The organism is Streptomyces sp. NPDC040432 (assembly GCF_055595445.1).
The window spans coordinates 93,452-115,476 of record NZ_JBVIVP010000017.1 but is presented as its reverse complement, the minus strand read 5'-3'; the positions used below and the strand labels follow the sequence as shown (position 1 = coordinate 115,476).

21 protein-coding genes are annotated in these 22,025 nt (G+C 70.8%); 9 read left to right on the top strand and 12 right to left on the bottom strand.

Going from position 1 to position 22,025, the window contains the following annotated elements; genetic code table 11:
* The first annotated feature begins 182 nt into the window (after positions 1-182).
* Positions 183-776 carry a phosphatase PAP2 family protein gene (locus ACZ58N_RS28495; protein WP_471165394.1) on the top strand — a complete coding sequence of 198 codons (594 nt, stop codon included), beginning with the start codon at positions 183-185 and terminating at the stop codon, positions 774-776.
* Here the strand turns inward: ACZ58N_RS28495 and ACZ58N_RS28490 are convergent.
* The 8 genes from ACZ58N_RS28490 to ACZ58N_RS28455 all read right to left on the bottom strand — a co-directional run bounded on the left by ACZ58N_RS28490 (position 761) and on the right by ACZ58N_RS28455 (position 10,589).
* Positions 761-2,551, bottom strand: a complete 1,791-nt coding sequence (locus ACZ58N_RS28490; protein WP_471165507.1) for a chitinase — start codon at positions 2,549-2,551, stop codon at positions 761-763. The two genes, ACZ58N_RS28495 and ACZ58N_RS28490, sit on opposite strands and share 16 nt — an antisense overlap.
* An 88-nt stretch (positions 2,552-2,639) precedes the next feature.
* On the bottom strand, positions 2,640-3,128 hold the full coding sequence (locus tag ACZ58N_RS28485; RefSeq protein WP_471165391.1) for a hypothetical protein: 489 nt from the start codon (positions 3,126-3,128) through the stop codon (positions 2,640-2,642).
* Between the two features lie 231 nt (positions 3,129-3,359).
* Entirely contained in the window at positions 3,360-4,778 is a 1,419-nt protein-coding gene (locus ACZ58N_RS28480; RefSeq protein ID WP_471165388.1) for an NAD(P)/FAD-dependent oxidoreductase, read from the bottom strand.
* A 23-nt stretch (positions 4,779-4,801) separates the two neighbouring features.
* Entirely contained in the window at positions 4,802-5,608 is an 807-nt protein-coding gene (locus ACZ58N_RS28475; protein WP_281207335.1) for an ABC transporter permease, read from the bottom strand.
* Positions 5,608-6,543, bottom strand: a complete 936-nt coding sequence (locus ACZ58N_RS28470) for an ABC transporter permease (RefSeq protein ID WP_471165384.1) — start codon at positions 6,541-6,543, stop codon at positions 5,608-5,610. The genes ACZ58N_RS28475 and ACZ58N_RS28470 overlap by 1 nt, the downstream gene beginning before the upstream one ends.
* On the bottom strand, positions 6,540-7,691 hold the full coding sequence (locus tag ACZ58N_RS28465; RefSeq protein ID WP_471165382.1) for an ABC transporter ATP-binding protein: 1,152 nt from the start codon (positions 7,689-7,691) through the stop codon (positions 6,540-6,542). Before ACZ58N_RS28465 ends, ACZ58N_RS28470 begins: the two co-directional genes overlap by 4 nt.
* 83 nt (positions 7,692-7,774) lie before the next feature.
* Positions 7,775-9,025 carry a polyamine ABC transporter substrate-binding protein gene (locus ACZ58N_RS28460; RefSeq protein ID WP_471165379.1) on the bottom strand — a complete coding sequence of 417 codons (1,251 nt, stop codon included), beginning with the start codon at positions 9,023-9,025 and terminating at the stop codon, positions 7,775-7,777.
* Between the two features lie 49 nt (positions 9,026-9,074).
* The gene (locus ACZ58N_RS28455) at positions 9,075-10,589 is read right to left on the bottom strand and encodes a gamma-aminobutyraldehyde dehydrogenase (protein WP_471165504.1); all 1,515 of its coding nucleotides are present in this window, start codon (positions 10,587-10,589) and stop codon (positions 9,075-9,077) included.
* A 182-nt stretch (positions 10,590-10,771) separates the two neighbouring features.
* Between ACZ58N_RS28455 and ACZ58N_RS28450 the strand changes: the two genes are divergently transcribed.
* Complete coding sequence (locus ACZ58N_RS28450; RefSeq protein ID WP_471165377.1) at positions 10,772-11,326, top strand: NADAR family protein; 555 nt, start codon at positions 10,772-10,774, stop codon at positions 11,324-11,326.
* Positions 11,327-11,346: 20 nt separating this feature from the next.
* A complete protein-coding gene (locus tag ACZ58N_RS28445) occupies positions 11,347-11,742 on the top strand; it encodes an NUDIX hydrolase (protein ID WP_471165374.1) in 396 nt (131 codons plus the stop codon).
* 139 nt (positions 11,743-11,881) lie between these two features.
* Here ACZ58N_RS28445 and ACZ58N_RS28440 read toward each other — a convergent pair whose 3' ends face one another.
* Positions 11,882-12,580 (bottom strand): DUF4190 domain-containing protein, encoded by a 699-nt coding sequence (locus ACZ58N_RS28440; protein WP_471165372.1) that lies wholly within the window; start codon positions 12,578-12,580, stop codon positions 11,882-11,884.
* Positions 12,581-12,688: 108 nt separating this feature from the next.
* On the opposite strand from ACZ58N_RS28440, the gene ACZ58N_RS28435 reads away from it, so the two are divergent.
* Complete coding sequence (locus ACZ58N_RS28435) at positions 12,689-13,714, top strand: adenosine deaminase (protein WP_471165371.1); 1,026 nt, start codon at positions 12,689-12,691, stop codon at positions 13,712-13,714.
* A gap of 34 nt (positions 13,715-13,748) precedes the next feature.
* The gene (locus tag ACZ58N_RS28430; RefSeq protein WP_471165368.1) at positions 13,749-14,438 is read left to right on the top strand and encodes a glycerophosphodiester phosphodiesterase; all 690 of its coding nucleotides are present in this window, start codon (positions 13,749-13,751) and stop codon (positions 14,436-14,438) included.
* Positions 14,439-14,573: 135 nt separating this feature from the next.
* Here the strand turns inward: ACZ58N_RS28430 and ACZ58N_RS28425 are convergent, their stop codons facing one another.
* From ACZ58N_RS28425 to ACZ58N_RS28415, 3 genes are all read right to left on the bottom strand, one after another.
* A complete protein-coding gene (locus ACZ58N_RS28425) occupies positions 14,574-15,128 on the bottom strand; it encodes a hypothetical protein (RefSeq protein WP_471165366.1) in 555 nt (184 codons plus the stop codon).
* 80 nt (positions 15,129-15,208) lie between these two features.
* Positions 15,209-16,387, bottom strand: a complete 1,179-nt coding sequence (locus ACZ58N_RS28420) for a polyamine ABC transporter substrate-binding protein (protein ID WP_471165364.1) — start codon at positions 16,385-16,387, stop codon at positions 15,209-15,211.
* Positions 16,388-16,502: 115 nt separating this feature from the next.
* Positions 16,503-17,942 carry a gamma-aminobutyraldehyde dehydrogenase gene (locus ACZ58N_RS28415; protein ID WP_471165501.1) on the bottom strand — a complete coding sequence of 480 codons (1,440 nt, stop codon included), beginning with the start codon at positions 17,940-17,942 and terminating at the stop codon, positions 16,503-16,505.
* A gap of 169 nt (positions 17,943-18,111) precedes the next feature.
* Between ACZ58N_RS28415 and ACZ58N_RS28410 the strand changes: the two genes are divergently transcribed.
* The 4 genes from ACZ58N_RS28410 (at position 18,112) to ACZ58N_RS28395 (ending at position 22,015) form a co-directional block, all read left to right on the top strand.
* Positions 18,112-18,615 carry an Lrp/AsnC family transcriptional regulator gene (locus tag ACZ58N_RS28410; RefSeq protein WP_281207348.1) on the top strand — a complete coding sequence of 168 codons (504 nt, stop codon included), beginning with the start codon at positions 18,112-18,114 and terminating at the stop codon, positions 18,613-18,615.
* The gene (locus tag ACZ58N_RS28405) at positions 18,600-19,979 is read left to right on the top strand and encodes an aspartate aminotransferase family protein (RefSeq protein ID WP_030227477.1); all 1,380 of its coding nucleotides are present in this window, start codon (positions 18,600-18,602) and stop codon (positions 19,977-19,979) included. The genes ACZ58N_RS28410 and ACZ58N_RS28405 overlap by 16 nt, the downstream gene beginning before the upstream one ends.
* Positions 19,980-20,201: 222 nt before the next feature.
* Complete coding sequence (locus ACZ58N_RS28400; protein WP_471165360.1) at positions 20,202-20,951, top strand: ABC transporter ATP-binding protein; 750 nt, start codon at positions 20,202-20,204, stop codon at positions 20,949-20,951.
* Entirely contained in the window at positions 20,933-22,015 is a 1,083-nt protein-coding gene (locus tag ACZ58N_RS28395) for a hypothetical protein (RefSeq protein WP_471165357.1), read from the top strand. Before ACZ58N_RS28400 ends, ACZ58N_RS28395 begins: the two co-directional genes overlap by 19 nt.
* Positions 22,016-22,025: the final 10 nt, after the last annotated feature.

Genomic DNA, 22,025 nt, shown 5'->3' with positions numbered 1-22,025 from the left:
AAACCGAGGACGACACCAGTACCGGGCTTCCCCAGCGCCGTACTGGGTATGCGTTCGCGCACACTCCTCACCGATCGGACGGCCGTCCGCCCCAAACCCCCCGGGGCTCGCGGCAACCCGATCCGGGCGGCCGTCCCGGAACCATCCCCCCTGTTCCGGGACGGCCGGCCACTCTCCTCCTCGTGGCCCTGTGCCCCCTCCTCCTCGCGCTGATCACCTGGCAGGTCCTGGTGACCGGGCCGCTGCTGGCCCCTGATCTGGCGCTGAGCCGCGCGCTCGTCCGCACGGTCCCCGACGTGGTCACCGAGGCCCTCGCGGACCTCGGCAACGTGCCCGTCGCCGTGCCCGTCCTGCTCGTGGCCATCGCGTACGCCCTGTACCGCGGGGACCGCCGCGGGCCGCTCGCGGCGGCCGTGGCGATGGCCCTGGTGCCGGCGCTCGTCATCCCCCTCAAGGAGTGGACCGCCCGGCCGGGCCCGCTGGAGCCCTGGGCCGCCGGCTACTTCCCCTCGGGCCACACCGCCACCGCCCTGACGGCCTACGCGGGCGCGGCCCTGCTCGTCGCCCCGTACGCGCGCCGCCGCAGGCCCTTGGCCCTCGCGGCCGCGCTGACCGGCCTGACCGCGACGGGGCTGATCCTGCGGGGCTTCCACTGGCCCCTGGACGTCCTGGCCAGCCTCCTCCTGTGCGCCCCGCTCCTCGCGTGCGTCCACCGGGCGGTGGCCGCCGATGGACGCACGCGGGGCGTGGACGGCCCGGGTCAGCCGCCGAAGTAGGAGTCGAAGTTCCGGCTGAACTCCCAGCCGCCGAAGCGGTCCCAGTTGATGGACCAGGTCATCAGGCCCCGCAGGGCCGGCCAGGTGCCGTGCGTCTGGTAGCCGCCGCAGTTCTGCTTCTTCGTGAGGCAGTCCAGCGCCTTGTTCACCTCGGCCGGGGAGGTGTGGCCGTTGCCGGCGTTCGTGGTCGCCGGCAGGCCGATGGCGACCTGGTCGGGCCGCAGGGGCGGGAAGACACGGGCGGTGTTGCCGGCGACGGGGAATCCGGTGAGCAGCATGTCGTTCATGGCGATGTGGAAGTCCGCGCCGCCCATGGAGTGGTACTGGTCGTCGAGGCCCATGATCGGCCCGGAGTTGTAGTCCTGGACGTGGAGCAGGGTCAGGTCGTCGCGCAGCGCGTGGACGACGGGGAGGTAGGCGCCGGCGCGCGGGTCCTGGCCGCCCCAGGGGCCGGATCCGTAGAACTGGTAGCCGAGCTGGACGAAGAACGTCTCGGGGGCCATGGTCAGGACGAAGTCCGGACCGTACTTGGCCTTGAGGGTCTTCACGGCAGCGATCAGGTTGACGATCACGGGGGTGGTGGGGGCGCGGAAGTCGGTGTCGCCGGTGGCGAGGGAGAGGGAGTGGCCCTCGAAGTCGATGTCGAGTCCGTCGAGTCCGTACTCGTCGATGATCCTGCCGACGGACGTGACGAAGGCGTCGCGGGCGGCGGTGGTGGAGAGCTGGACCTGGCCGTTCTGGCCGCCGATCGAGATCAGGACCTTCTTGCCCGCGGCCTGCTTGGCCTTGATGGCGGCCTTGAACTCGGCCGGGGACTCGACGTTCGGGCACTCGGCGACGGGGCACAGTTGGAAGCGGATGTCGCCCGAGGTCACGGACGTCGGTTCACCGAAGGCGAGGTTGATGACGTCCCATGAGGCGGGGACGTCGGCCATGCGCACGTAGCCGGAGCCGTTGGCGAAGCTCGCGTGGAGGTAGCCGACGAGGGCGTGCGCGGGCAGGCCGGGGCCGCCCGGGCCGCCGCCGCCGGGGGGCGTGGTGGCGGAGGCGGGGGCGCTGCGCGGGGATTCGCCCGCCGCGTTGACGGCGCTGACCTGGAAGGTGTGCGTGGTGGCGGGGGCGAGTCCGGTGACCGTGCCCGACGTGCCGGAGGCGGTCTGCGGCTCGGCGCCCGCGCGGTGGATCCGGTAGGAGGCGGCTCCCGGGACCGAGGACCAGGTGAGGGCCACCGATCCGCCGGAGGTGGCGGTCGCGGTCAGGCCGGTGGGGGCGGCCGGCGGCTGGGGTTGGCCCGGGCCGCCGGGGTCCGGGCCGATCAGGGTGACGCCGTCGGTGTGGTGGGCGGGCTGCCCGTACCAACCGTGGGTGTACACGGTCACCGAGGTGGTCGACGGGCCGGTGCGGAAGCCGGTGGTGAGCTGCTTCCACGCGCCCGCGCTCTGGGTCCAGACCGCGGTGTCGGTGGTGCCCGTGCCGGTCGCCCCGAGGTAGACGTAGGCGCCCTGGACCCAGGCGGCGAGCGTGTACGTCGAGTCGGGCTTGACGGTGACGGTCTGGGAGCAGCGGGCGTTGTCCTGGCCGGCCGGGGTCGCCCTGAGCGCCGAACCGCCGCTGTGGACAGGGCTGGTGACGGTGGCTCCGCTGCCGCCGGAGCAGCTCCAGCCGTCGAGGCCCGCCTCGAAGCCGCCGTTGCGTACGAGGTCGGCGTCCGCCGCCGCGGCCGGCGGGCCCGCGGCGAGGAAGCCGGCCGCCGCCAGGGCGGCGGCCGTAAGGATGGACCAGGCTCTGCGCACAACTGCCTCCGGGGCATGGGGGGATGGAGGGGGTCAGCGGCGCCCAAGATGGTCCAGACCAATGCGCTTGTCAAGGCTTCCGGCCCCCCGGGTCCCGTGGAGCGTCCGCGGCGGCGGCCGCCGCGGTCGCCGCCGCCTCGTGCATGGCGAGTTCCAGGACGGCCGGGTCGGTGAGGGTTCCGCTGCCGTCCGGAACCACCAGCCAGCGGACCCCGCCCGTCGCCCGGCCGGGGTACGGGACCACGATCCAGGTGCCGCGTCCGGCTCCCCGTACGCCGGTGCCGATCCAGCGCGAGGCCGTCCCCGGGGGCACGAAGAAGCCGACCCGGGAGTCCCCGAAGTCGGCCAGCACCGGGCCCGGTCCGCCGGGCAGTCGGTGCATCACGTCGAGGGCGGCCTGCCCCAGCTCCCCCGGGAGGATGAGCACGTCCCAGCTCCGACCGGCCGGGAGGAGGGTGACCGCCAAGGGGTGGCGCTCCCATTCCCGGCGGCAGGCATCGGGATCCGGCGCCACCGATACCAGCCAGTCCACTGCCGTCTTGGTGCCCGCGAGCGTCATCGCCCGGCCTCCGTTCGTCTCGTGCGGTGAGGGTTCTCACCGGGAGAGAGCGGGGCCGGGCCCGGCTATGACGCGGGTCGCGTCATTCCGTGGTGGTGAAGCGGGTCACACGGTGATCGCTCGCGCGCCCGGCGTGCGGCGGTGGGCTCATCCGTTGATCGACCGGACGGGCCCGCCCGGCGGACGGGCCGGACGGGGATTCGGCCGGCCGCGGATCGGCGCGCCCGTCGATCAGCTGTCGAACCCGAGGCCCAGCCTGTCCAGGGTCCTGAGCCAGAGGTTCCGGTGCCCGCCCCTGGCGTCCGCGCGGGCCAACGACCACTTCGTGAGGGTGATCCCGGTCCAGGCGAAGGGCTCGGGCGGGAACGGCATCGGCTTGGAGCGCACCATCTCCAGCCGGGTCCGTTCGGTGGGGACGCCGTCCAGCAGGTCGAGCATCACGTCCGCGCCGAAGCGCGTGGCTCCCACGCCCAGACCGGTGTACCCGGCCGCGTAGGCGACCTTCCCCGAGTGCGCGGTGCCGAAGAAGGCGGAGAACCGGGAGCAGGTGTCGATGGCACCGCCCCAGGCGTGGCTGAATTTGACCCCTTCCAGCTGCGGGAAGGCGGTGAAGAAGTGCTCCGCGAGCTTGAGGTAGGTCTCCGGGCGGTGGTCGTACTCGGAGTCGAGCCTGCCCCGGTAGGGGTAGATCGCGTCGTAGCCGCCCCACAGGATCCGGTGGTCCCGGGTGATGCGGAAGTAGTGGAACTGGTTCGCGCTGTCGCCCAGCCCCTGCCGGTTCCGCCAGCCGATGGCGGCCAGCTGCTCCTGGGTCAGGGGCTCGGTCATCAGCGCGTAGTCGTACACCGGGACCGTGAACGGCCGGATCCGCTTGACCAGCGACGGGAAGATGTTGGTGCCGAGCGCGACCCGACGCGCGAGGATCACCCCGTACGGGGTCTCCACGGTCATCCCGGCCCCGGCGGGGGACATCCTCAGGCCGCGGGTGTTCTCGTAGATCCGTACGCCCAGGTCCAGGCAGGCCCGCTTGAGGCCCCAGGCCAGCTTCGCCGGGTTGAGCATGGCGACGCCGTCGCGGTCCCACAGTCCGGCGAGGAAGGTCGGCGAGTCGACCTCGGCCCGCAGGGCGTCGCCTTCCAGCCATTCGGAGCCGTCTCCGAGACCGAGCCGGCGGGCCTCCTCGTGGAGCTCGCGCAGTTCCTCGACCTGGTGCGGTTCGGTCGCCACGTCGATCTCGCCGGTGCGCTCGAAGTCGCAGTCGATGGCGTAGCGGGCGACCGCCTCCTCGATGGCGTCGAGGTTGCGGGCGCCCATCTCCTCCAGCTTGGCGAGGTCCTTGGGCCAGCGGGCCAGCCCGTTGGCGAAGCCGTGCGTGAGGGAGGCGGCGCAGAAGCCTCCGTTGCGCCCGGAGGCGGCCCAGCCCGCCTCCTTGCTCTCGATCAGGACGACGTCCCGGGCCGGGTCGCGCTCCTTGGCGAGCAGCGCGGTCCACAGACCGCTGTAGCCGCCGCCGATGACGAGCAGGTCGCAGCGCTCGTCGGAGGTGAGGGCGGGCTGTGGTGCGGGCTTGCCGGGGTCGTCGAGCCAGTACGAGACCGGCTTCGCCTCGGAAAGTGAGTTCGCGACACTACGCATGGCGACTGGGGCCATGTCTTCCAACTCCCTACAGGGGTCTACTTCGGTTGCGCCTTCTTGCGGCGGTTGCCGACCATCTGGCCGGCGAGGACCACCAGCACCGCGATGACGAACATCGCCGTGCCGATGACGTTGATCTGCACGGGCGTGCCGCGCTGGGCCGATCCCCACACGAACATGGGGAAGGTGACGGTGTTGCCCGAGTTGAAGTTGGTGATGATGAAGTCGTCGAACGAGAGCGCGAAGGAGAGCAGCGCTCCCGCCGCGATGCCGGGCGCCGCGATGGGCAGCGTGACCCGCAGGAACGTCTGCACCGGGCCCGCGTAGAGGTCGCGTGCGGCTTCCTCCAGGCGCGGGTCCATGGACAGCACGCGTGCCTTGACGGCGGCGACGACGAAGCTCAGGCAGAACATGACGTGGGCGATCAGGATGGTCCAGAAGCCCAGGCGGATGCCCATGTTGAGGAAGAGCGCGAGCAGCGAGGCGGCCATCACGATCTCCGGCATGGCCATCGGCAGGAAGATCAGCGAGTTGACCGCGCCGCGCGCCCGGAACCGGTAGCGCACGAGCGCGAAGGCTATGGCGGTGCCGAGGACGGTCGCGCCGATGGTGGCCCACAGGGCGATCTGGAGGGACAGGGCCAGGGAGCCGCACAGGTCGGCGACTCCGCAGGGGTCCTTCCAGGCGTCGAGGGAGAACTCCTGCCAGGAGTAGTTGAACCGGCCGGTCGGGTTGTTGAAGGAGAACAGCGTGACGACGAGGTTCGGCAGGATCAGGTAGGAGAGCGTGCACAGTCCCGCGATGACGACGAGATGACGGCGCAGCCAGGCCAGGGGCTTGTTCATCAGACCAGGTCCTCCGTTCCCGCTCGGCGGATGTAGATGGTCACCATGATCAGCACGATGGCCATGAGGATGAAGGACAGCGCGGCCGCCGTGGGGTAGTCGAGGATCCGCAGGTACTGCGACTGGATGACGTTGCCGATCATCCGGGTGTCCGTGGAGCCGAGCAGTTCGGCGTTCACGTAGTCGCCGCTCGCCGGGATGAAGGTCAGCAGGGTCCCCGAGACGACGCCGGGCATCGACAGCGGGAAGGTCACCTTGCGGAACACCGTGGCCGGACGGGCGTACAGGTCGCCGGCGGCCTCGTGCAGGCGGGTGTCGATGCGCTCCAGCGAGGTGTACAGCGGCAGGATCATGAACGGCAGGAAGTTGTACGTCAGGCCACAGACGACCGCGAGCGGGGTGGCGAGGACCCGCTCCCCCTCGGTCATGCCGAGCCAGCTGGTGACGTCGAGGAAGCCGATGCCGTTGAGGACGGCGACCACCGGTCCGCCGTCGGCCAGGATCGTCTTCCAGGCCAGGGTGCGGATCAGGAAGCTGGTGAAGAACGGGGCGATGACGAGCACCAGCAGGAGCCCCCGCCAGCGTCCGGCCTTGAAGGCGATCAGGTAGGCCAGCGGGTATCCGAGCAGCAGGCACAGCGCGGTCGCGGTGCCCGCGTACAGCAGGGAGCGCAGGAACTGCGGGTAGTACTCGGTGAAGGCGTCCCAGTACGTGCTGAAGTGCCAGGTGACCTGGAAGCCCTCTTCGAGGGAGCCGGTCTGCACGGAGGTGGAGGCCTGGTAGACCATCGGCAGGACGAAGAAGACGAGCAGCCACAGGATGCCGGGGAGCAGCAGCCAGTACGGGATCAGCCGCTTGCGCAGCGAGGGCTTGTGCACCGGCGGCTCCGGTGCGGCCGGGGCGGGCGCCTGGGGCGGCGCGGTGGTGGCGCTCACGCGCTCTCCTCGACGGTCTCGACGCCGGCGTCGATGGACTGGGAGGCGTCCAGGCCGAAGGTGTGCTCAGGGTTCCAGTGGAGGACGACCTCGGCGCCGGGGACCAGGCGGGCGTCGCGTTCGATGTTCTGCGCGTACACCTCCAGTTCCGGGCAGACCGGGCTGTCGATGACGTACTGGGTGGAGACGCCGATGAAGGAGGAGTCCGCGATACGGCCGGCGATGGTGTTGCGGCCCGCGGCGATGGTGTGCTCGTCGTCCGCGTGGACCAGGGAGATCTTCTCCGGGCGGACGCCGACCAGGAGCTTTCCGCCCGCGCGGGGCGTGGTCGAACATCGTGCGGCGGGCAGCTTGAGCCGGGTGCCGGCCGAGCCGACGGTGACGTCTCCGGAACCCGCCTCCAGGACTTCCGCCTCGATGAGGTTGGAGGTGCCGAGGAAGTTGGCGACGAAGGTGGTCCGGGGGTTCTCGTAGAGCTCGGCGGGGGCGCCCAGTTGCTCGACACGGCCGCCGTTCATCACGGCGACCGTGTCGGCCATGGTCATGGCCTCCTCCTGGTCGTGCGTGACGTGGACGAAGGTGATGCCGACCTCGGTCTGGATGCGCTTGAGCTCCAGCTGCATCTGGCGGCGCAGCTTGAGGTCGAGGGCGCCGAGCGGCTCGTCGAGGAGGAGCACCTGCGGGTGGTTGATGAGGGCCCGGCCGACGGCGACGCGCTGCTGCTGGCCGCCGGAGAGCTGGTGGGGCTTGCGCTGCGCGAACTGGCCGAGCTGGACCAGCTCCAGCATGTCGTCGACCTGCTTCTTGACGGACTTCACGCCCCGGCGGCGCAGCCCGAACGCGACGTTCTCGAAGATGTTGAGGTGCGGGAACAGCGCGTAGCTCTGGAAGACCGTGTTGACCGGGCGCTTGTACGGCGGCAGGTGCGTGACCTCGCGTTCGCCGAGGCTGACCGTGCCGGTGGAGGGCTCCTCCAGGCCGGCGATCATGCGCAGGGTGGTGGTCTTCCCGCAACCCGAGGCGCCGAGGAGGGCGAAGAAGGAGCCCTGCGGGATGGTGAGGTCCAGCGGGTGCACTGCGGTGAAGGATCCGTAGTGCTTGCTGATACCGGCGAGGCGGACGTCCCCGCTCGCGGTCTTGTCAGTCATGGGCCTGGGCCTTCGGTGGTCTCGTCGGAAGGGGCGGGAGGCACGGGTGCGGGTGGCGGTGCACCGTGCGGGAGGCGGATCCGTCAGCCGCCGATGAGCTTGGCGAACTTCTCCTCGTACGCGGTCTCTTCCTCGCTCGTCAGGGAGCGGAAGGCGTGGGCCTTGGCGGCCATCGCCTTGTCCGGGACGATCAGCGGGTTGTCCGCGAGCGCGGGATCGATCTTCGCGAGCTCTTCCTTGACGCCTTCGACGGGACAGACGTAGCTGATGAAGGCGGCGAGCCGGGCGGCGATCGGGGGCTCGTAGTAGAAGTCGATGAGCTTCTCGGCGTTGGCCTTGTGCCGGGCCTTGGCGGGGACCAGCAGGTTGTCGCTGGAGGTGATGTAACCGGGCGCGGGGATGGCGTACTTGATGTCCGGGTTGCCGGCCTGGAGCTGGATGACGTCGCCCGCCCAGGCGAGGCAGGCGGCGAGGTCGCCCTTGTCGAGGTCGGCCGTGTAGTCGTTGCCGGTGAAGCGGCGGATCTGCTTGGTGTCCACGCCCTTCTGCAGCCGGCCGATCGCTCCGTCGAAGTCGGCGGTGGTGAAGTTCGCCGGGTTCTTGCCCTGGTCGAGGAGGGTCATGCCGACGCTGTCGCGCATTTCGGTGAGGAAGCCGACGCGGCCCTTGAGCGTGGGATCGTCGAGCATCTGGGTGACGGAGTCGACCGTCTTCCCGTCGGTGGCCTTGGAGTTGTAGGCGATGACGGTGTCGATGCCGGTCCAGGGGTAGCTGTAGGAGCGGCCCGGGTCCCAGTCGGGGCTGCGGAACTGCGGGATCAGGTTGGCGTAGGCGTGCGGCAGGTTCGCCGGGTCCAGTTTCTGGGCCCAGCCGAGCCGGATGATGCGGGCGGCCAGCCAGTCGGTGACGACGATCAGGTCGCGGCCGGTGTCCTGGCCCGCGGCCAGCTGCGGGCGGACCTTGCCGAAGAACTCGACGTTGTCGTTGATGTCCTCGGTGTACTTGACCTTGATTCCGGTGCGCTTGGTGAACTCGTCCAGGGTCGGACGGCTCTTCTCGTCGTCGCTGGTGTCCATGTACTCGGTCCAGTTGGAGAAGTTGAGCTCCTTCTCCTGCGCCGAGCGGTCGTCGGAGGCCGCCGCCGCGTCGCCCTCCCGCTTGGCGGGCGGGATCCCGCAGGCGGTGAGGGCGGACAGGCTTCCGAGGGTGAGCGCGCCGACTCCGGACGCGCGCAGCAGGGAGCGGCGGGTGAGGGCGCCGCGCCCGCTGGTCAGACTGCGTCGCATCGCGGCGAGTTGCGCCGCCGAGAGACGGTCGGGCTCGAACTGCTCCATGCGCGTTGCCCTTTCGGGATGGGTGGGCCGCCGGTCGGGCGGTACTCGGCTATCGGTCCCCGAAGATCGTGCGGTGCCAGTCCTTCGCGGCGACCGCGGTGTTGTCGTACATCACATGCTTGACCTGCGTGTACTCCTCGAACGAGTACGAGCTCATGTCCTTGCCGAAGCCGCTCGCCTTGTAGCCTCCGTGCGGCATCTCGCTGATGATCGGGATGTGGTCGTTGACCCAGACGCAGCCCGCCTTCATCTCGCGGGTGGCCCGGTTCGCCCGGTACAGGTCGCGGGTCCAGGCGGAGGCGGCGAGGCCGTACGGGGTGTCGTTGGCCAGGTCGAGGCCCTCGTCGTCGGTGTCGAACGGCAGGACGACCAGGACCGGGCCGAAGATCTCGGACTGGACGACCTCGCTGTCCTGCGCGGCGCCGCTGATGAGCGTCGGCCGGTAGTACGCGCCGGCGGCGAGTTCGCCGACCGGGATCTCGCCGCCGGTGACGACGGTGGCGTACGCGCGGGCCCGCTCGACGAAGGCGGCGACCCGGTCGCGCTGCGCGTGCGAGACCAGCGGGCCGAGGTCGGTACCGGGCGCGAACGGGTCGCCCAGGCGAACGGTCTCCATCAGCTCCGCGACCCGGGCGACGAAGGCGTCATGCAGGGGCCGCTGGACGTAGGCGCGGGTGGCCGCGGTGCAGTCCTGGCCGGTGTTGATGAGCGAGGCGGCGACGGCGCCGTGGGCGGCGGCCTCCAGGTCGGCGTCGTCGAACACGAGGAAGGGCGCCTTGCCGCCGAGTTCCAGGTGGAGTCGCTTGACGGTGGAGGTGGCGATCTCCGCGACCCGCTTGCCGACGGCGGTGGAGCCGGTGAAGGAGGTCATGACCACGTCGGGATGGCCCACCAGGTGCTCGCCCGCGTCCCTGCCCGCCCCGGTGACGATGTTGATGACACCGTCGGGCAGTCCCGCCTCCTTGGCCGCCTGGGCGAACATCAGGGAGGTCAGCGGGGTCAGCTCGGCGGGCTTCAGGACGATGGTGTTGCCCGCCGCGATGGCCGGGAGGATCTTCCAGGCGGCCATCTGGAGCGGATAGTTCCAGGGAGCGATGGAACCGACGACGCCGATGGCCTCGCGGCGCACGTACGAGGTGTGGTCGCCCGAGTACTCGGCGGCCGCCTGGCCCTGGAGGTGGCGGGCGGCGCCCGCGAAGAAGGCCGTGTTGTCGATGGTCCCCGGTACGTCGAACTCCGTGGACAGCTTGAGCGGCTTCCCGCACTGCAGTGACTCCGCGTGGGCGAAGTCCTCCGCCTGTTCGGCCAGTACGGCGGCCAGCCGGTGCAGTGCGTCCGACCGCTCGCCCGGGGTGGCGCCCGACCACGCGGGGAAGGCGCGCTTGGCGGCGGCGACGGCCGCGTCGACGTCCGCCGTCCCGGCCAGTTCGTAGGTGAGGACGTCCTCACCGGTGGCGGGATCGACGACGGTGTGTGAACGGCCCGAGGTACCGGACCTGAGCTGCCCGTCGATGTACTGCGCGCCGTCTGCGAAGCGGTCCTTGACCTGGAAGCGGTTACCCATCACGCTCTCACGCTCTCCGTAGCTACAGCTCGAATTGAGTGCCGATCCTGGCAGAGGTGTTCCCCTCCGCCAAGGGATTCCGTTGTTGCCTTTTGATTACGCGACGGAATCGGTCGACCATGTGTCGAGGCACGCCCGAAATCCCGTACGAAGTGTCAGTGGTGACTGTCAGACTCGCGTGCATGGAGAGGGTCGACAAGTTGATCGAGCAGGTCAGGCGCGGTGAGAAGGTCAAGTACCTGCCGTTCTGGGGGCACCGACCGACACCGGACGGGCGGCTGGGGCCGAGCTGCCTGAGCCAGTGGTGGCCGTCCGCTTTCACTGTGGGTGACGTCCGGTATCCCACCGCCGAGCACTGGATGATGGCCGGCAAGGCTCGACTGTTCGAGGACCCGGAGGCGGAACGGGCCGCGCTGGGCGCCGGGAGCCCGGCGCAGGCCAAGGCCGCCGGGCGGTTGGTGCGCGGCTTCGACGACGCGATATGGGCGCGGGAGCGGTTCGCGCTGGTCGTCGAGGGCAGCGTCCACAAGTTCGGCTCGGACCCGGCCCTGCGCTCCTACCTGCTGGGCACCGGCACGCGGGTGCTGGTCGAGGCGAGCCCGATGGACCGCGTCTGGGGCATCGGACTCGCCGCCGACGACGAGCGGGCGCAGGACCCCGCGCGCTGGCGCGGGCTGAACCTGTTGGGGTTCGCCCTGATGGAAGCCCGGGAACGACTGCGCGAGGGCACCGGGTGACCGGGCGGGAGCGGCAGCGGGTGGCCGCCGTCATCATCCGGGACGGGTGCGTCCTGATGGTCCGCGAACGCGGCCGGGGACCGTCCGGCCTGCATGACGGAGCCGAGTACTGGACCCTGCCCGGCGGCGGTGTGGAGGCCGACGAGGACCTGGCGACGGCCGTGCGGCGGGAGGTGGCCGAGGAGACCGGCCTGCGCGCCCTGGAGGTGCGGTACGCGTACGACGCCCCCTACCCCTCGGGGTGGACCTCCTGCTTCCGGGTCGAGGTGGCGCCCGGGGAGCCCCGGCTCGGGGTGGACGGCGACCTGGAGTGCGCGTGCCCCCGGATGATCGGGCTCACGTGGGTGCCCCTGGCCCGGAGCTCCCCGGACGGCCCGCCCATGGTGGCGACCCTGCTGTCGGCCGTCCCGGACTGACCCCGCCCGCGGGGCCGGGCGTACGGCCCCACCGACCCCGACAGGGCCGCGCGGCGCGGACCGCGGCGGCCCGGACGGTGAACGCCGGACCCGCGGCCCGGACCGTGGCGGCCGGGAGCGGACGCCGGATCCGCATCGGTCAGACGCGCTCGCGGACCTGCGAGACCGAGGGCGGATCGCCCCCGTCGCCGGAGCCCTCCTCGGTGCTGTCGAACACGACGATCAGGGTCATGACGATGCCGAGGACGATGCCCACGGACCCGAGGATGACCCCGGCCATGGCCATGCCGCCACCGCCCGCCTGACCGCGGTTCGCCTTGCCCCACCCCAGCGCGCCGAAGACGACCGCGGCGATGCCCAGGGCCACCGAGCCGACCATGGTCACGCAGAGCACCACCGAGGCGATGCCGAGCACGAGGGCGGTCACCGCCATGCCGCCGGCAGCGGGCGGGCCCTGCGGCGGGTACGTGTACCCGGGCGCCACCGCGTACCCGTGTCCGGGGGGCCCGGCGGGCGGGGGCGCCGCGTACCCGGGGTAGGCGTACCCCGCTCCGGCCGGGTACGCCGGGCCCGCCGGATCCGGCTGCGCCGGGTAGCCGTAGGCGGGCGTCGGCCCGGGACCGTACGCGGAGGTCGGGGGCGGCTCGTACGGTGCGGGCACGGCGTACCCGGAGGGGCCGGGCGCGCCGGGTATCCCGGTCATCGTCACCTGCTCGTGCACCGGGGGCACGGGCGGCGCGGGCCGCCCGCCCGGGGTCGCCGGCGTGCTGCCCGGGTGCGCCGCCGATTGCTCCGGCGGCGCCCACGGGTCCCTCGGTTCCGGGCTGTGGTCGGTCATAAGGCGCCCCCCTTCTCGTACAGCCATGCTAGGCGCTGCCCCGACACCTCCCGGCGCTGCCTACGATGAAGCCGACCTGACCGCACCCGCGTCCATACGGAGGCACCCATGCCCGACCTGCACCCCTTCATCGGCGGGCTGCCCAAGGCCGAACTGCACGTCCATCACGTCGGCTCGGCCTCCCCGCGCATCGTGGCCGAACTCGCCTCCCGCCACCCCGATTCGAAGGTCCCGACGGATCCCGAGGCGCTCGCCGACTACTTCACCTTCACGGACTTCGCCCACTTCATCGACGTCTACCTGTCGGTCGTCGACCTGGTCCGCACCCCGGAGGACGTACGACTGCTGACGTACGAGGTGGCGCGTGACATGGCCCGGCAGAACATCCGGTACGCCGAGCTGACCATCACGCCGTACTCCTCGACCCGCCGCGGCATCGACGAGAAGGCCTTCATGGAGGCCATCGAGGACGCCCGCAGGGCGGCCGAGACCGAGCTCGGCGTCGTCCTGCGCTGGTGCTTCGACATTCCCGGCGAGGCCGGACTGGAGGCGGCCGCCGAGACCACCCGCCTCGCCGTCGACCTGCGTCCCGAGGGCCTGGTGTCCTTCGGGCTCGGCGGTCCCGAGATCGGTGTCCCGCGCCCGCAGTTCAAGCCGTACTTCGACCGCGCCCGCGCCGCCGGACTGCACAGCGTGCCGCACGCCGGCGAGACCACCGGACCGCAGACCGTCTGGGACGCCATCCACGAGCTGGGCGCCGAGCGCATCGGCCACGGCACCACCTCCACCCAGGACCCGGAGCTGCTGGCCTATCTCGCCGAGCACCGCATCGCGTTGGAGGTCTGCCCGACCTCCAACATCGCCACCCGCGCCGTCACCGACCTCGACGCGCACCCGGTGAAGGAGATGGTGGCCGCGGGCGTCCTCGTCACCATCAACAGCGACGACCCGCCGATGTTCGGGTCGGACCTCAACAACGAGTACGCGGTGGCCGCCCGCCTCCTGGAACTCGACGAACTCGGCCTGGCCCGGCTCGCGAAGAACGCCGTCGAGGCCTCGTTCCTGGACGCGGCCGGCAAGGCGAAACTGAGCGACGAGATCGACACGTACACCGCCGCGTGGCTCGCGCGCTGACCCAACTGCTCGCGCCTGCCGCCAGAATGGGGGCATGAGCACCCTCACCGCCGTCGGGCACCGCGGCGACCCCTACCGTTTCCGTGAGAACACCCTCGCCTCCGTCCGCTCCGCCTTCGCCCTGGGGGCGGACGCGGTGGAGGTCGACGTACGACTCACCCGCGACGGAGTGCCGGTCCTGCTGCACGACGACACCCTCCAGCGGCTGTGGGGCCACGACGTACGGCTGGACGACGTCACGGCCCCGCAGCTGAAGGAACTGACGGAAGGTCGTGTCCCGACCCTGCGGGACGCCCTGATGGCGGCCGGGGCCGGTCGGTTGATGCTCGACCTGCCCGGCGCCACGACGGAGGCCGTCCGCGCCGTCGTCGGCCTGGTGCGCGAGTGCGGGGCGGGCGAGCGCACGTACTACTGCGCGGGCCCCTCCACCATGCTCGCGGTGCGCGCCGCCGATCCGGGCGCCGAGATCGCGCTCACCTGGACGACGCTGTCACCGCCGCGCCGGGTGCTGATCGACGCGGTGGCGCCGCGCTGGCTCAACTACCGTTTCGGGCTGGTCGACCGCGAGCTGACGGACGCCCTGCACCGGGACGGGCTGCTCGTCTCCGCGTGGACCGCGGACACCAAGCGGTCGATGCGGGCGCTCGCCGCGGCCGGCGTGGACTCGATCACCACCAACCGGCTGGACGCGCTGGCGGCCGTGCGCACCGGCCTCGGCGTCTGACGCGCGCGTCCCGGCCCGCCGCCGCGATCCCGCGGCGGCGGGCCCCGGTGACGGTCCTTGCCGTGGTCTCCCCAGCCGGCCGGCCCATCGTGCACGAGACCTTCGCCACGTGGCCGTTCCGGGGGCCGGGCCGGATCACGGCTGGGGCTGCGGCTGCGCTCCCGCCCGGGGGCGGGGGGCCTCCGGCGACACGGCCCCTGCGGCAGGAGCCCCGACGACAGGAGCACCGGCGGTCAGGGTCTCCAGTCGCTTGATCATGCGGCGCAGGATCAGCAGGGGCACCACCCCGAAGACGCCGAACGACATGTCGATGACCGACCACCAGACGGGGATGCCCCGGATGGGTCCGCAGATCAGGGCCAGCGGGATGATCCCGGCGCAGGCCACCATGCCGGCCTCGACGATCCAGATGTTGCGCACGGGGTCGCGGTGGACCCCGTAGAAGAAGACCGCGATCACCAGGTGGGCGAAGGCCAGCCAGTCGGTGCCGTAGAGGAGGAAGGGGTACTCGGCATCGGCCCGGACGAGGCCGTCCCCGACGCGCTGGAGCCACTCGTTGGAGACCAGGGCGTTGGCCCACCGAAGTTCGGTGACCAGCGGGAAGGCGGTGAGTCCGCTCAGGACGAGGCAGACGAGGAACAGGGCAAGCCAGGCACGGATCCGCCGCTCAAGGGCGCTTCTCTCGCTCATGGAAGTCACCCTACTCCCAGAATTGAACACGTTCAGCCAATTTCATGAACGCGTTCAACTCCCCTTCCGGGCGGTTCGGGTCACAGCCCGACGAGGGAGTTCCAGCGCTTGGCGAGGCTCCGGCGTTCGGCCGAGGAGATGTCCCGGGCCACGACGAGGCGTCCGCGCATGGTCTCGTCCGGGAAGATCAGCGGGTTCTCGGCGAGTTCGGCGGTCTCCTTGTCCGAGGAGCCGGCCAGCACCTCGCGGGCGGCGGGCACGGGGCAGACGTAGTTGACGGCCGCGGCCAGCTCCGCCGCCACCTCGGGGTCGTAGTAGTGGTCGACGAGGGCCTCGGCATTCGCCTTGTGCCGGGCGAGGTTGGGGATGAGCAGGCTCTCCGCCCAGAGCTCCGCACCCTCCTCGGGAACGACGAACTCGATGTCCGGGTTGTCGGCCTGGAGCTGTATGGCGTCGCCGGAGTACGCCTGACAGGCCAGGACGTCCCCCTTGCTCAGGTCGGAGGTGTAGTCGTTGCCGGTGAAGCGTCGGATGTGCTTCCTGCGCACCAGTTCCTCGACCTGGTCGCACATCCGGTGGAAGTCCGATTCGGTCCACCGCGTGACGTCGACGCCGTTGCCCTGCATCAGCAGGGCGAAGGACTCGTCCAGCCCCGAGAACAGCGTGACCTTGCCCGCGAGGTCCGGCTTCCAGAGGTCGCCGACCGACTTGATCTCGCGGCCCAGCGCCTTGCGGTTGTACGCGATGCCCGTGATCCCGGACTGCCAGGGGACGGTGTGCAGCCGGCCCTCGTCGAAGGCGGGGGAACGCAACTGCGGGTCCAGGTACTTGGTGACGTTGCCCTGCGTCGAGCGGTCCATTTCCTGGGCCCACCCCAGGTGGACGAAGCGGGCGGCCATCCAGTCGCTGACGACCACGAGGTCGTGCCCGGTGGCCTGGCTGTTCATCAACGCCGGGCTGATCTTGCCGAAGAACTCGTCGTTGTCGTTGATCTCCTCGGTGTACCGGACCTCGATGCCGGTCCGCTCGGAGAAGGCGTCCAGCGTCGGGCGGCTCTCCTCGTCCTCCTCATCGGTGTCGATGTAGAGGGGCCAGTTCGAGAAGGCGACGCTCCGGTCCCGGGCCGAGAGGTCCTCGCCCCGGCGCCGTTCCTGAGGGACGTAGGCGGCGGGAACACCGCAGCCGGCGAGGGCGGCCAGCAGGCCCGCGGCACCGAGGCCGCGCAGCGCCGCGCGACGGGAGAAGGCGAGTTCAGGCATGCGCACAGCCTCGGACAAGCCGAAGGGGCGGGCAATAGACAAGGTGTCTACTGCCCGCCCCTTCAGAGTCCTGCGGTGATCAGTGCGATCACCGCTGCGGACCGGCGTGCCGTGATCAGCCGTCGAGCGAGGTCATGACGTGCTTGATGCGGGTGTAGTCCTCGAAGCCGTAGGCGGAGAGGTCCTTGCCGTAGCCGGACTTCTTGAAGCCGCCGTGGGGCATCTCGGCGACGAGCGGGATGTGGGTGTTGATCCACACACAGCCGAAGTCGAGGTTCTTGGACATCCGCATCGCGCGGCCATGGTCCTTGGTCCACACGGAGGAGGCGAGGGCGAACTCGACACCGTTCGCGTAGTCCAGGGCCTGGGCCTCGTCCGTGAAGGACTGGACGGTGATGACGGGGCCGAAGACCTCGTTCTGGATGATCTCGTCGTCCTGCTTCAGGCCCGAGACGACGGTCGGGGCGTAGAAGTAGCCCTTGTCGCCGACCCGGTGGCCGCCCGCCTCGACCTTGGCGTGCGCGGGAAGGCGCTCGATGAAGCCCGCGACCTGCTTGAGCTGGTTCGGATTGTTCAGCGGACCGTAGAGCACGTCCTCGTCGTCCGGCTGCCCGGTCTTGGTGTCGGAGGCGGCCTTGGCGAGCGCGGCGACGAACTCGTCGTGGATCGACTCGTGCACGAGCACGCGGGTGGCGGCGGTGCAGTCCTGGCCGGCGTTGAAGTAGCCGGCGACCGCGATGTCCTCGACGGCCTTGGCGATGTCGGCGTCCGGGAAGACCACGACGGGAGCCTTGCCGCCGAGCTCCAGGTGGACGCGCTTGACGTCCTTGGAGGCGCTCTCGGCGACCTGCATGCCCGCGCGCACCGAGCCGGTGATGGAGGCCATCGCCGGGGTGGAGTGCTCGACCATGGCCTTGCCGGTCTCGCGGTCGCCGCAGACGACGTTGAAGACGCCCTTGGGCAGGACGGAGTCGATGATCTCCGCCATCAGGACGGTGGAGGCCGGGGTGGTGTCCGACGGCTTGAGCACCACGGTGTTGCCCGCGGCGATCGCCGGGGCGAACTTCCACACGGCCATCATCATCGGGTAGTTCCACGGCGCGACCTGGGCGCAGACGCCGACCGGCTCACGGCGGACGATCGAGGTCATCCCCTCCATGTACTCGCCGGCCGAACGGCCTTCGAGCAGGCGGGCGGCACCGGCGAAGAAACGGATCTGGTCCACCATCGGCGGCAGCTCCTCGCTGGCCGTCAGGCCCAGCGGCTTGCCCGTGTTCTCCGACTCGGCGGCGACCAGCTCGTCCGCGCGCGCCTCGAAGGCGTCCGCGATCTTGAGCAGGGCCTTCTGCCGCTCCGACGGGGTGGTGTCGCGCCAGCCCGGGAAGGCGGCAGCGGCGGCGGCCATGGCCGCGTCCACATCGGCCTGGCCGGACAGGGGGGCCGTCGCGTACGCCTCGCCGGTGGCGGGATTGACCACCTCGGTGGTCCGCCCGTCGGCGGCGTCCTTGAACTCCCCGCCGATGTAGTTGCGCAGACGACGCAGTTCGGTGGTCACTACAGCCACTCTCCTGATCACATGTCCAATGATTGAGACGAATCCCCAGCCTAGCCCCTCGGGCGACGCTTTCGACAGAGCCAGACACACCGAGCTGCGAAATCCGTGTAATCCACGACCCCACACAACGGATTTCATCGCCTACGGGTTGCGGAACAGACGACTCCTCGTGCACAGTGAGGTCGTGGTCAGTCGAAGCGCAGATTCCAGGAACAGACAACCGTCCCCTTCGGTCGATGCTGTGTCCCTGGCGATCATCGAGCAACTGCAGGAGGACGGCCGCCGTCCCTATGCATCGATCGGCAAGGCCGTCGGCCTGTCCGAAGCGGCCGTGCGCCAGCGCGTGCAGAAGCTGCTCGACCAGGGAGTCATGCAGATCGTCGCCGTCACCGACCCGCTCACCGTGGGCCTGCGACGGCAGGCCATGGTCGGCATCAACGTCGAGGGCGACCTCGACCCGGTGGCCGACGCGCTGACCGACATGGCCGAGTGCGAGTACGTGGTGATGACCGCGGGGTCGTTCGACCTGATGGTGGAGATCGTCTGCGAGGACGACGACCACCTGCTCGAAACGATCAACAAGAAGATCCGCACGCTCCCCGGCGTGCGATCAACCGAAAGCTTCGTTTACCTGAAGCTGAAGAAGCAGACCTACATGTGGGGAACCAGATAACCGTGAGCCAGGACCTCTCCAAGACCGCGTACGACCACCTGTGGATGCACTTCACCCGCATGTCGTCCTACGAGAACTCCCCCGTACCCACCATCGTCCGGGGCGAGGGCACCTACATCTGGGACGACAAGGGCAAGCGCTACCTGGACGGCCTCGCGGGCCTGTTCGTGGTCAACGCCGGTCACGGCCGCAAGGAACTGGCCGAGGTCGCCTACAAGCAGGCGCAGGAACTCGCGTTCTTCCCCATCTGGTCGTACGCGCACCCCAAGGCCGTCGAGCTCGCCGAGCGCCTCGCCCACTACGCCCCCGGTGACCTGAACAAGGTCTTCTTCACCACCGGTGGCGGCGAGGCCGTCGAGACGGCCTGGAAGCTGGCCAAGCAGTACTTCAAGCTCCAGGGCAAGCACACCAAGTACAAGGTCATCTCGCGTGCGGTCGCCTATCACGGCACCCCGCAGGGCGCCCTGTCCATCACCGGTCTGCCCGCCCTCAAGGCCCCCTTCGAGCCGCTGGTCCCCGGCGCGCACAAGGTGCCGAACACCAACATCTACCGCGCCCCGATCTTCGGTGACGACCCGGAGGCCTACGGCCGCTGGTGCGCCGACCAGATCGAGCAGGAGATCCTCTTCGAGGGCGCCGACACCGTCGCGGCCGTCTTCCTTGAGCCGGTGCAGAACGCCGGTGGCTGCTTCCCGCCGCCGCCCGGGTACTTCCAGCGCGTCCGCGAGATCTGCGACGAGTACGACGTGCTCCTCGTCTCCGACGAGACGATCTGCGCGTTCGGCCGCCTCGGCACGATGTTCGCCTGTGACAAGTTCGACTACGTGCCGGACATGATCACCTGCGCCAAGGGCATGACCTCGGGCTACTCCCCGATCGGCGCCTGCATCATCTCGGACCGCCTCGCGGAGCCCTTCTACAAGGGCGACAACACCTTCCTGCACGGCTACACCTTCGGCGGACACCCGGTGTCCTCCGCCGTGGCGCTGGCCAACCTCGACATCTTCGACAAGGAGGGCCTGAACCAGCACGTGCTGGACCAGGAGGGCAACTTCTTCAACACCCTGAAGAAGCTGCACGACCTCCCGATCGTCGGCGACGTGCGCGGCAACGGCTTCTTCTACGGCATCGAGCTCGTCAAGGACAAGGTCACGAAGGAGTCCTTCACGGACGAGGAGACGGAGCGCGTGCTCTACGGCTTCCTCTCCAAGGCGCTCTTCGAGAACGGCCTGTACTGCCGCGCCGACGACCGTGGGGACCCGGTCATCCAGCTGGCCCCGCCGCTGATCGCGGACCAGGGCACCTTCGACGAGATCGAAGGCATCCTGCGCTCGGTGCTCACCGAGGCGTGGACCAAGCTGTAACAGGACCCGCCACGACCGTCCGGTCCGACGACGACCGCCCGGCGCACGACCGGTCCGAGCACGACCGGTCCGAACACACGGCCCGGATCCTCCGTTCGAGTGAGAACGCGAGGGTCCGGGCCGTGTGCTGTCACCATCCAAGCGGTTCATCTCTTTACATCTCATTGCGGCGCCAGTGACTGAAAGGGCTCCGCTTCGTTCCCCCGGACGGAGGTGTACGCCATGGTGGCTCCACCGGACACTGCCCCGCCTGACAATGACGTCCTGTGGGCGCGGTCCCTGCACTACTCCCACAGCGGTTCCCCCGGCCTGATCGGGGTCTCCGTCGAAGTGCGGCAGGGCGAGATCCTGGCCGTGACCGGCCCCCGCGGCAGCGGGAAGACGACGCTGCTGCGCTGCCTGAGCGGACAGCTGGCCCCCGAACAGGGCGAGGTCTGGTTCAACAGCGTTCCCGTCCACACCATGGGAGCCGTGGCCCGCGAGCGCCTGCGCCGCGACCGGTTCGCCTGGATCGGGCCCGAGCCGCAACTGCTGCCCGAGCTCAAGGTGTGGGAGAACGTGGCCCTGCCCCTGCTGCTGGCCGGCGCCACGAACCGCGCCGCGAAGCACGCCGCCTGCGAATGGCTGGAGCGCCTGGACATCGGTGCCTTCGCCCGCAAGCGCCCCGGCGCCCTGACCCGGGCCGAGTCGCAGCGGGTGGCACTGGCCAGGGCCCTCGTCCCCGAGCCGGCCGTGCTCTTCGCCGACGAGCCGACGGCCCCCCTGCACCGCGCCGAACGGTCGCTGCTCCTGCGCACCCTCACCACGGCGGCCCGCTCGCACGGCATCACCGTGCTGCTGGCCACCCATGACGAGGAGACCGCCGCCGCGGCCGACCGGACCACGGCCCTGCTCGACGGCCGCCCGGCCTCCGCCGCGGCCGCACCCCCACAGGCAACGGAGGACCAGGCCGCGTGCTCGCTCTCCGCCTAGCCCGCGGCTCCCGGCCCCTCGTACAGATGCGGCGGCTGCTCGTCGCCACCGCCTCGGCCGGCACCGGATTCCTCTTCCTGTACGTCCTCGCGGGGGCCATGGACCGGCCCGCCGGATCGTTCCCCCGCCTGCTGTGGGCCCTGGTACCGCTGGCCGCCACCGTGCAGTTCGCCGTGGCGGTGGCCCGGACCGACCCGGCGACCCGGCCCCGCCAGGGGCTGGACGCCGTCGGGATGGGACCCGTACGGCTCGGCCTGGCCGCGGCGGTCTCCACCGCCGTCGCCTGCACCCTGGGCGCCCTCCTGGCCCTGGCGGTTTTCCTGCACCTGCGGGGCGAACTGACCGGGCTGCCCTTCGACGGCGTGGGCGCCCGGCTGCTCCACGCCGAGCAGCCGCTGCCCGTGGCGGCAGCGCTCACCCTGCTGGCCCTGATCCCGCTGACCGCGTCGGCCGCCACGGCCCTCGCCCTGCGCCACCGGGCCTCGCCCGCCGGACCGGCGCCCCTGACCGGGGTGCCCTGGGGGGTCGCGCTCACCGCGTGCGGACTCGCCGTCGAGGCCTTCACGGGCCCGGACGGCGCCGCGATGCCGGCGGGCTGGGCGCTGATCGTCGCCGGACTCGCCCTCGCCGGGCCCGGCCTGGCCTACACCTGCGGAACCCTCGTACAGGCCGCCCGACCGGGCGCGCTGCGACTGCTGGCCGGACGGGCCCTGCAGGAGGAGGCGCCCCGGCTGGGCCGCCCCCTCGGGGTGCTGTGCGCGGTCGCAGCGGCCGCGCTGACCGCCCTGGCGCTGCGCGACGGGACCGGGCCGCTCCCCCCGCTGGGTCCCCTGACCTGGCCGGCCGCGACCCTGGTGGCGCTGTGCGCGGCCGCGACCCTTCTCACATCGGCGGTCGAATCCAGGCAGTCCCGGTCCGCCGCCCGGGCAGCCCTCCTCGACCTCGGAACCCCCGGAACGGTGCTGCGTACGGCCGCCACGGTGCGTGCCGGAGCACTGCTGGCGGTGTGCCTTCCGCTCAGCTGGGGTGTGGCGCAACTGACGTCCCTGGCGTTGACGCGCTGAGCCGAACGGC

Excerpts from the sequence above, each read along its gene's own strand:
- ACZ58N_RS28485 (WP_471165391.1), bottom strand. The coding sequence starts at position 3,128 with ATGACGCTCGCGGGCACCAAGACGGCAGTGGACTGGCTGGTATCGGTG.
- ACZ58N_RS28475 (WP_281207335.1), bottom strand. The coding sequence starts at position 5,608 with ATGAACAAGCCCCTGGCCTGGCTGCGCCGTCATCTCGTCGTCATCGCG.
- ACZ58N_RS28435 (WP_471165371.1), top strand. The coding sequence starts at position 12,689 with ATGCCCGACCTGCACCCCTTCATCGGCGGGCTGCCCAAGGCCGAACTG.
- ACZ58N_RS28420 (WP_471165364.1), bottom strand. The coding sequence starts at position 16,387 with ATGCCTGAACTCGCCTTCTCCCGTCGCGCGGCGCTGCGCGGCCTCGGT.
- ACZ58N_RS28480 (WP_471165388.1), bottom strand. The coding sequence starts at position 4,778 with ATGGCCCCAGTCGCCATGCGTAGTGTCGCGAACTCACTTTCCGAGGCG.
- ACZ58N_RS28440 (WP_471165372.1), bottom strand. The coding sequence starts at position 12,580 with ATGACCGACCACAGCCCGGAACCGAGGGACCCGTGGGCGCCGCCGGAG.
- ACZ58N_RS28425 (WP_471165366.1), bottom strand. The coding sequence starts at position 15,128 with ATGAGCGAGAGAAGCGCCCTTGAGCGGCGGATCCGTGCCTGGCTTGCC.
- ACZ58N_RS28430 (WP_471165368.1), top strand. The coding sequence starts at position 13,749 with ATGAGCACCCTCACCGCCGTCGGGCACCGCGGCGACCCCTACCGTTTC.
- ACZ58N_RS28450 (WP_471165377.1), top strand. The coding sequence starts at position 10,772 with ATGGAGAGGGTCGACAAGTTGATCGAGCAGGTCAGGCGCGGTGAGAAG.
- ACZ58N_RS28460 (WP_471165379.1), bottom strand. The coding sequence starts at position 9,025 with ATGGAGCAGTTCGAGCCCGACCGTCTCTCGGCGGCGCAACTCGCCGCG.
- ACZ58N_RS28455 (WP_471165504.1), bottom strand. The coding sequence starts at position 10,589 with ATGGGTAACCGCTTCCAGGTCAAGGACCGCTTCGCAGACGGCGCGCAG.
- ACZ58N_RS28400 (WP_471165360.1), top strand. The coding sequence starts at position 20,202 with ATGGTGGCTCCACCGGACACTGCCCCGCCTGACAATGACGTCCTGTGG.
- ACZ58N_RS28465 (WP_471165382.1), bottom strand. The coding sequence starts at position 7,691 with ATGACTGACAAGACCGCGAGCGGGGACGTCCGCCTCGCCGGTATCAGC.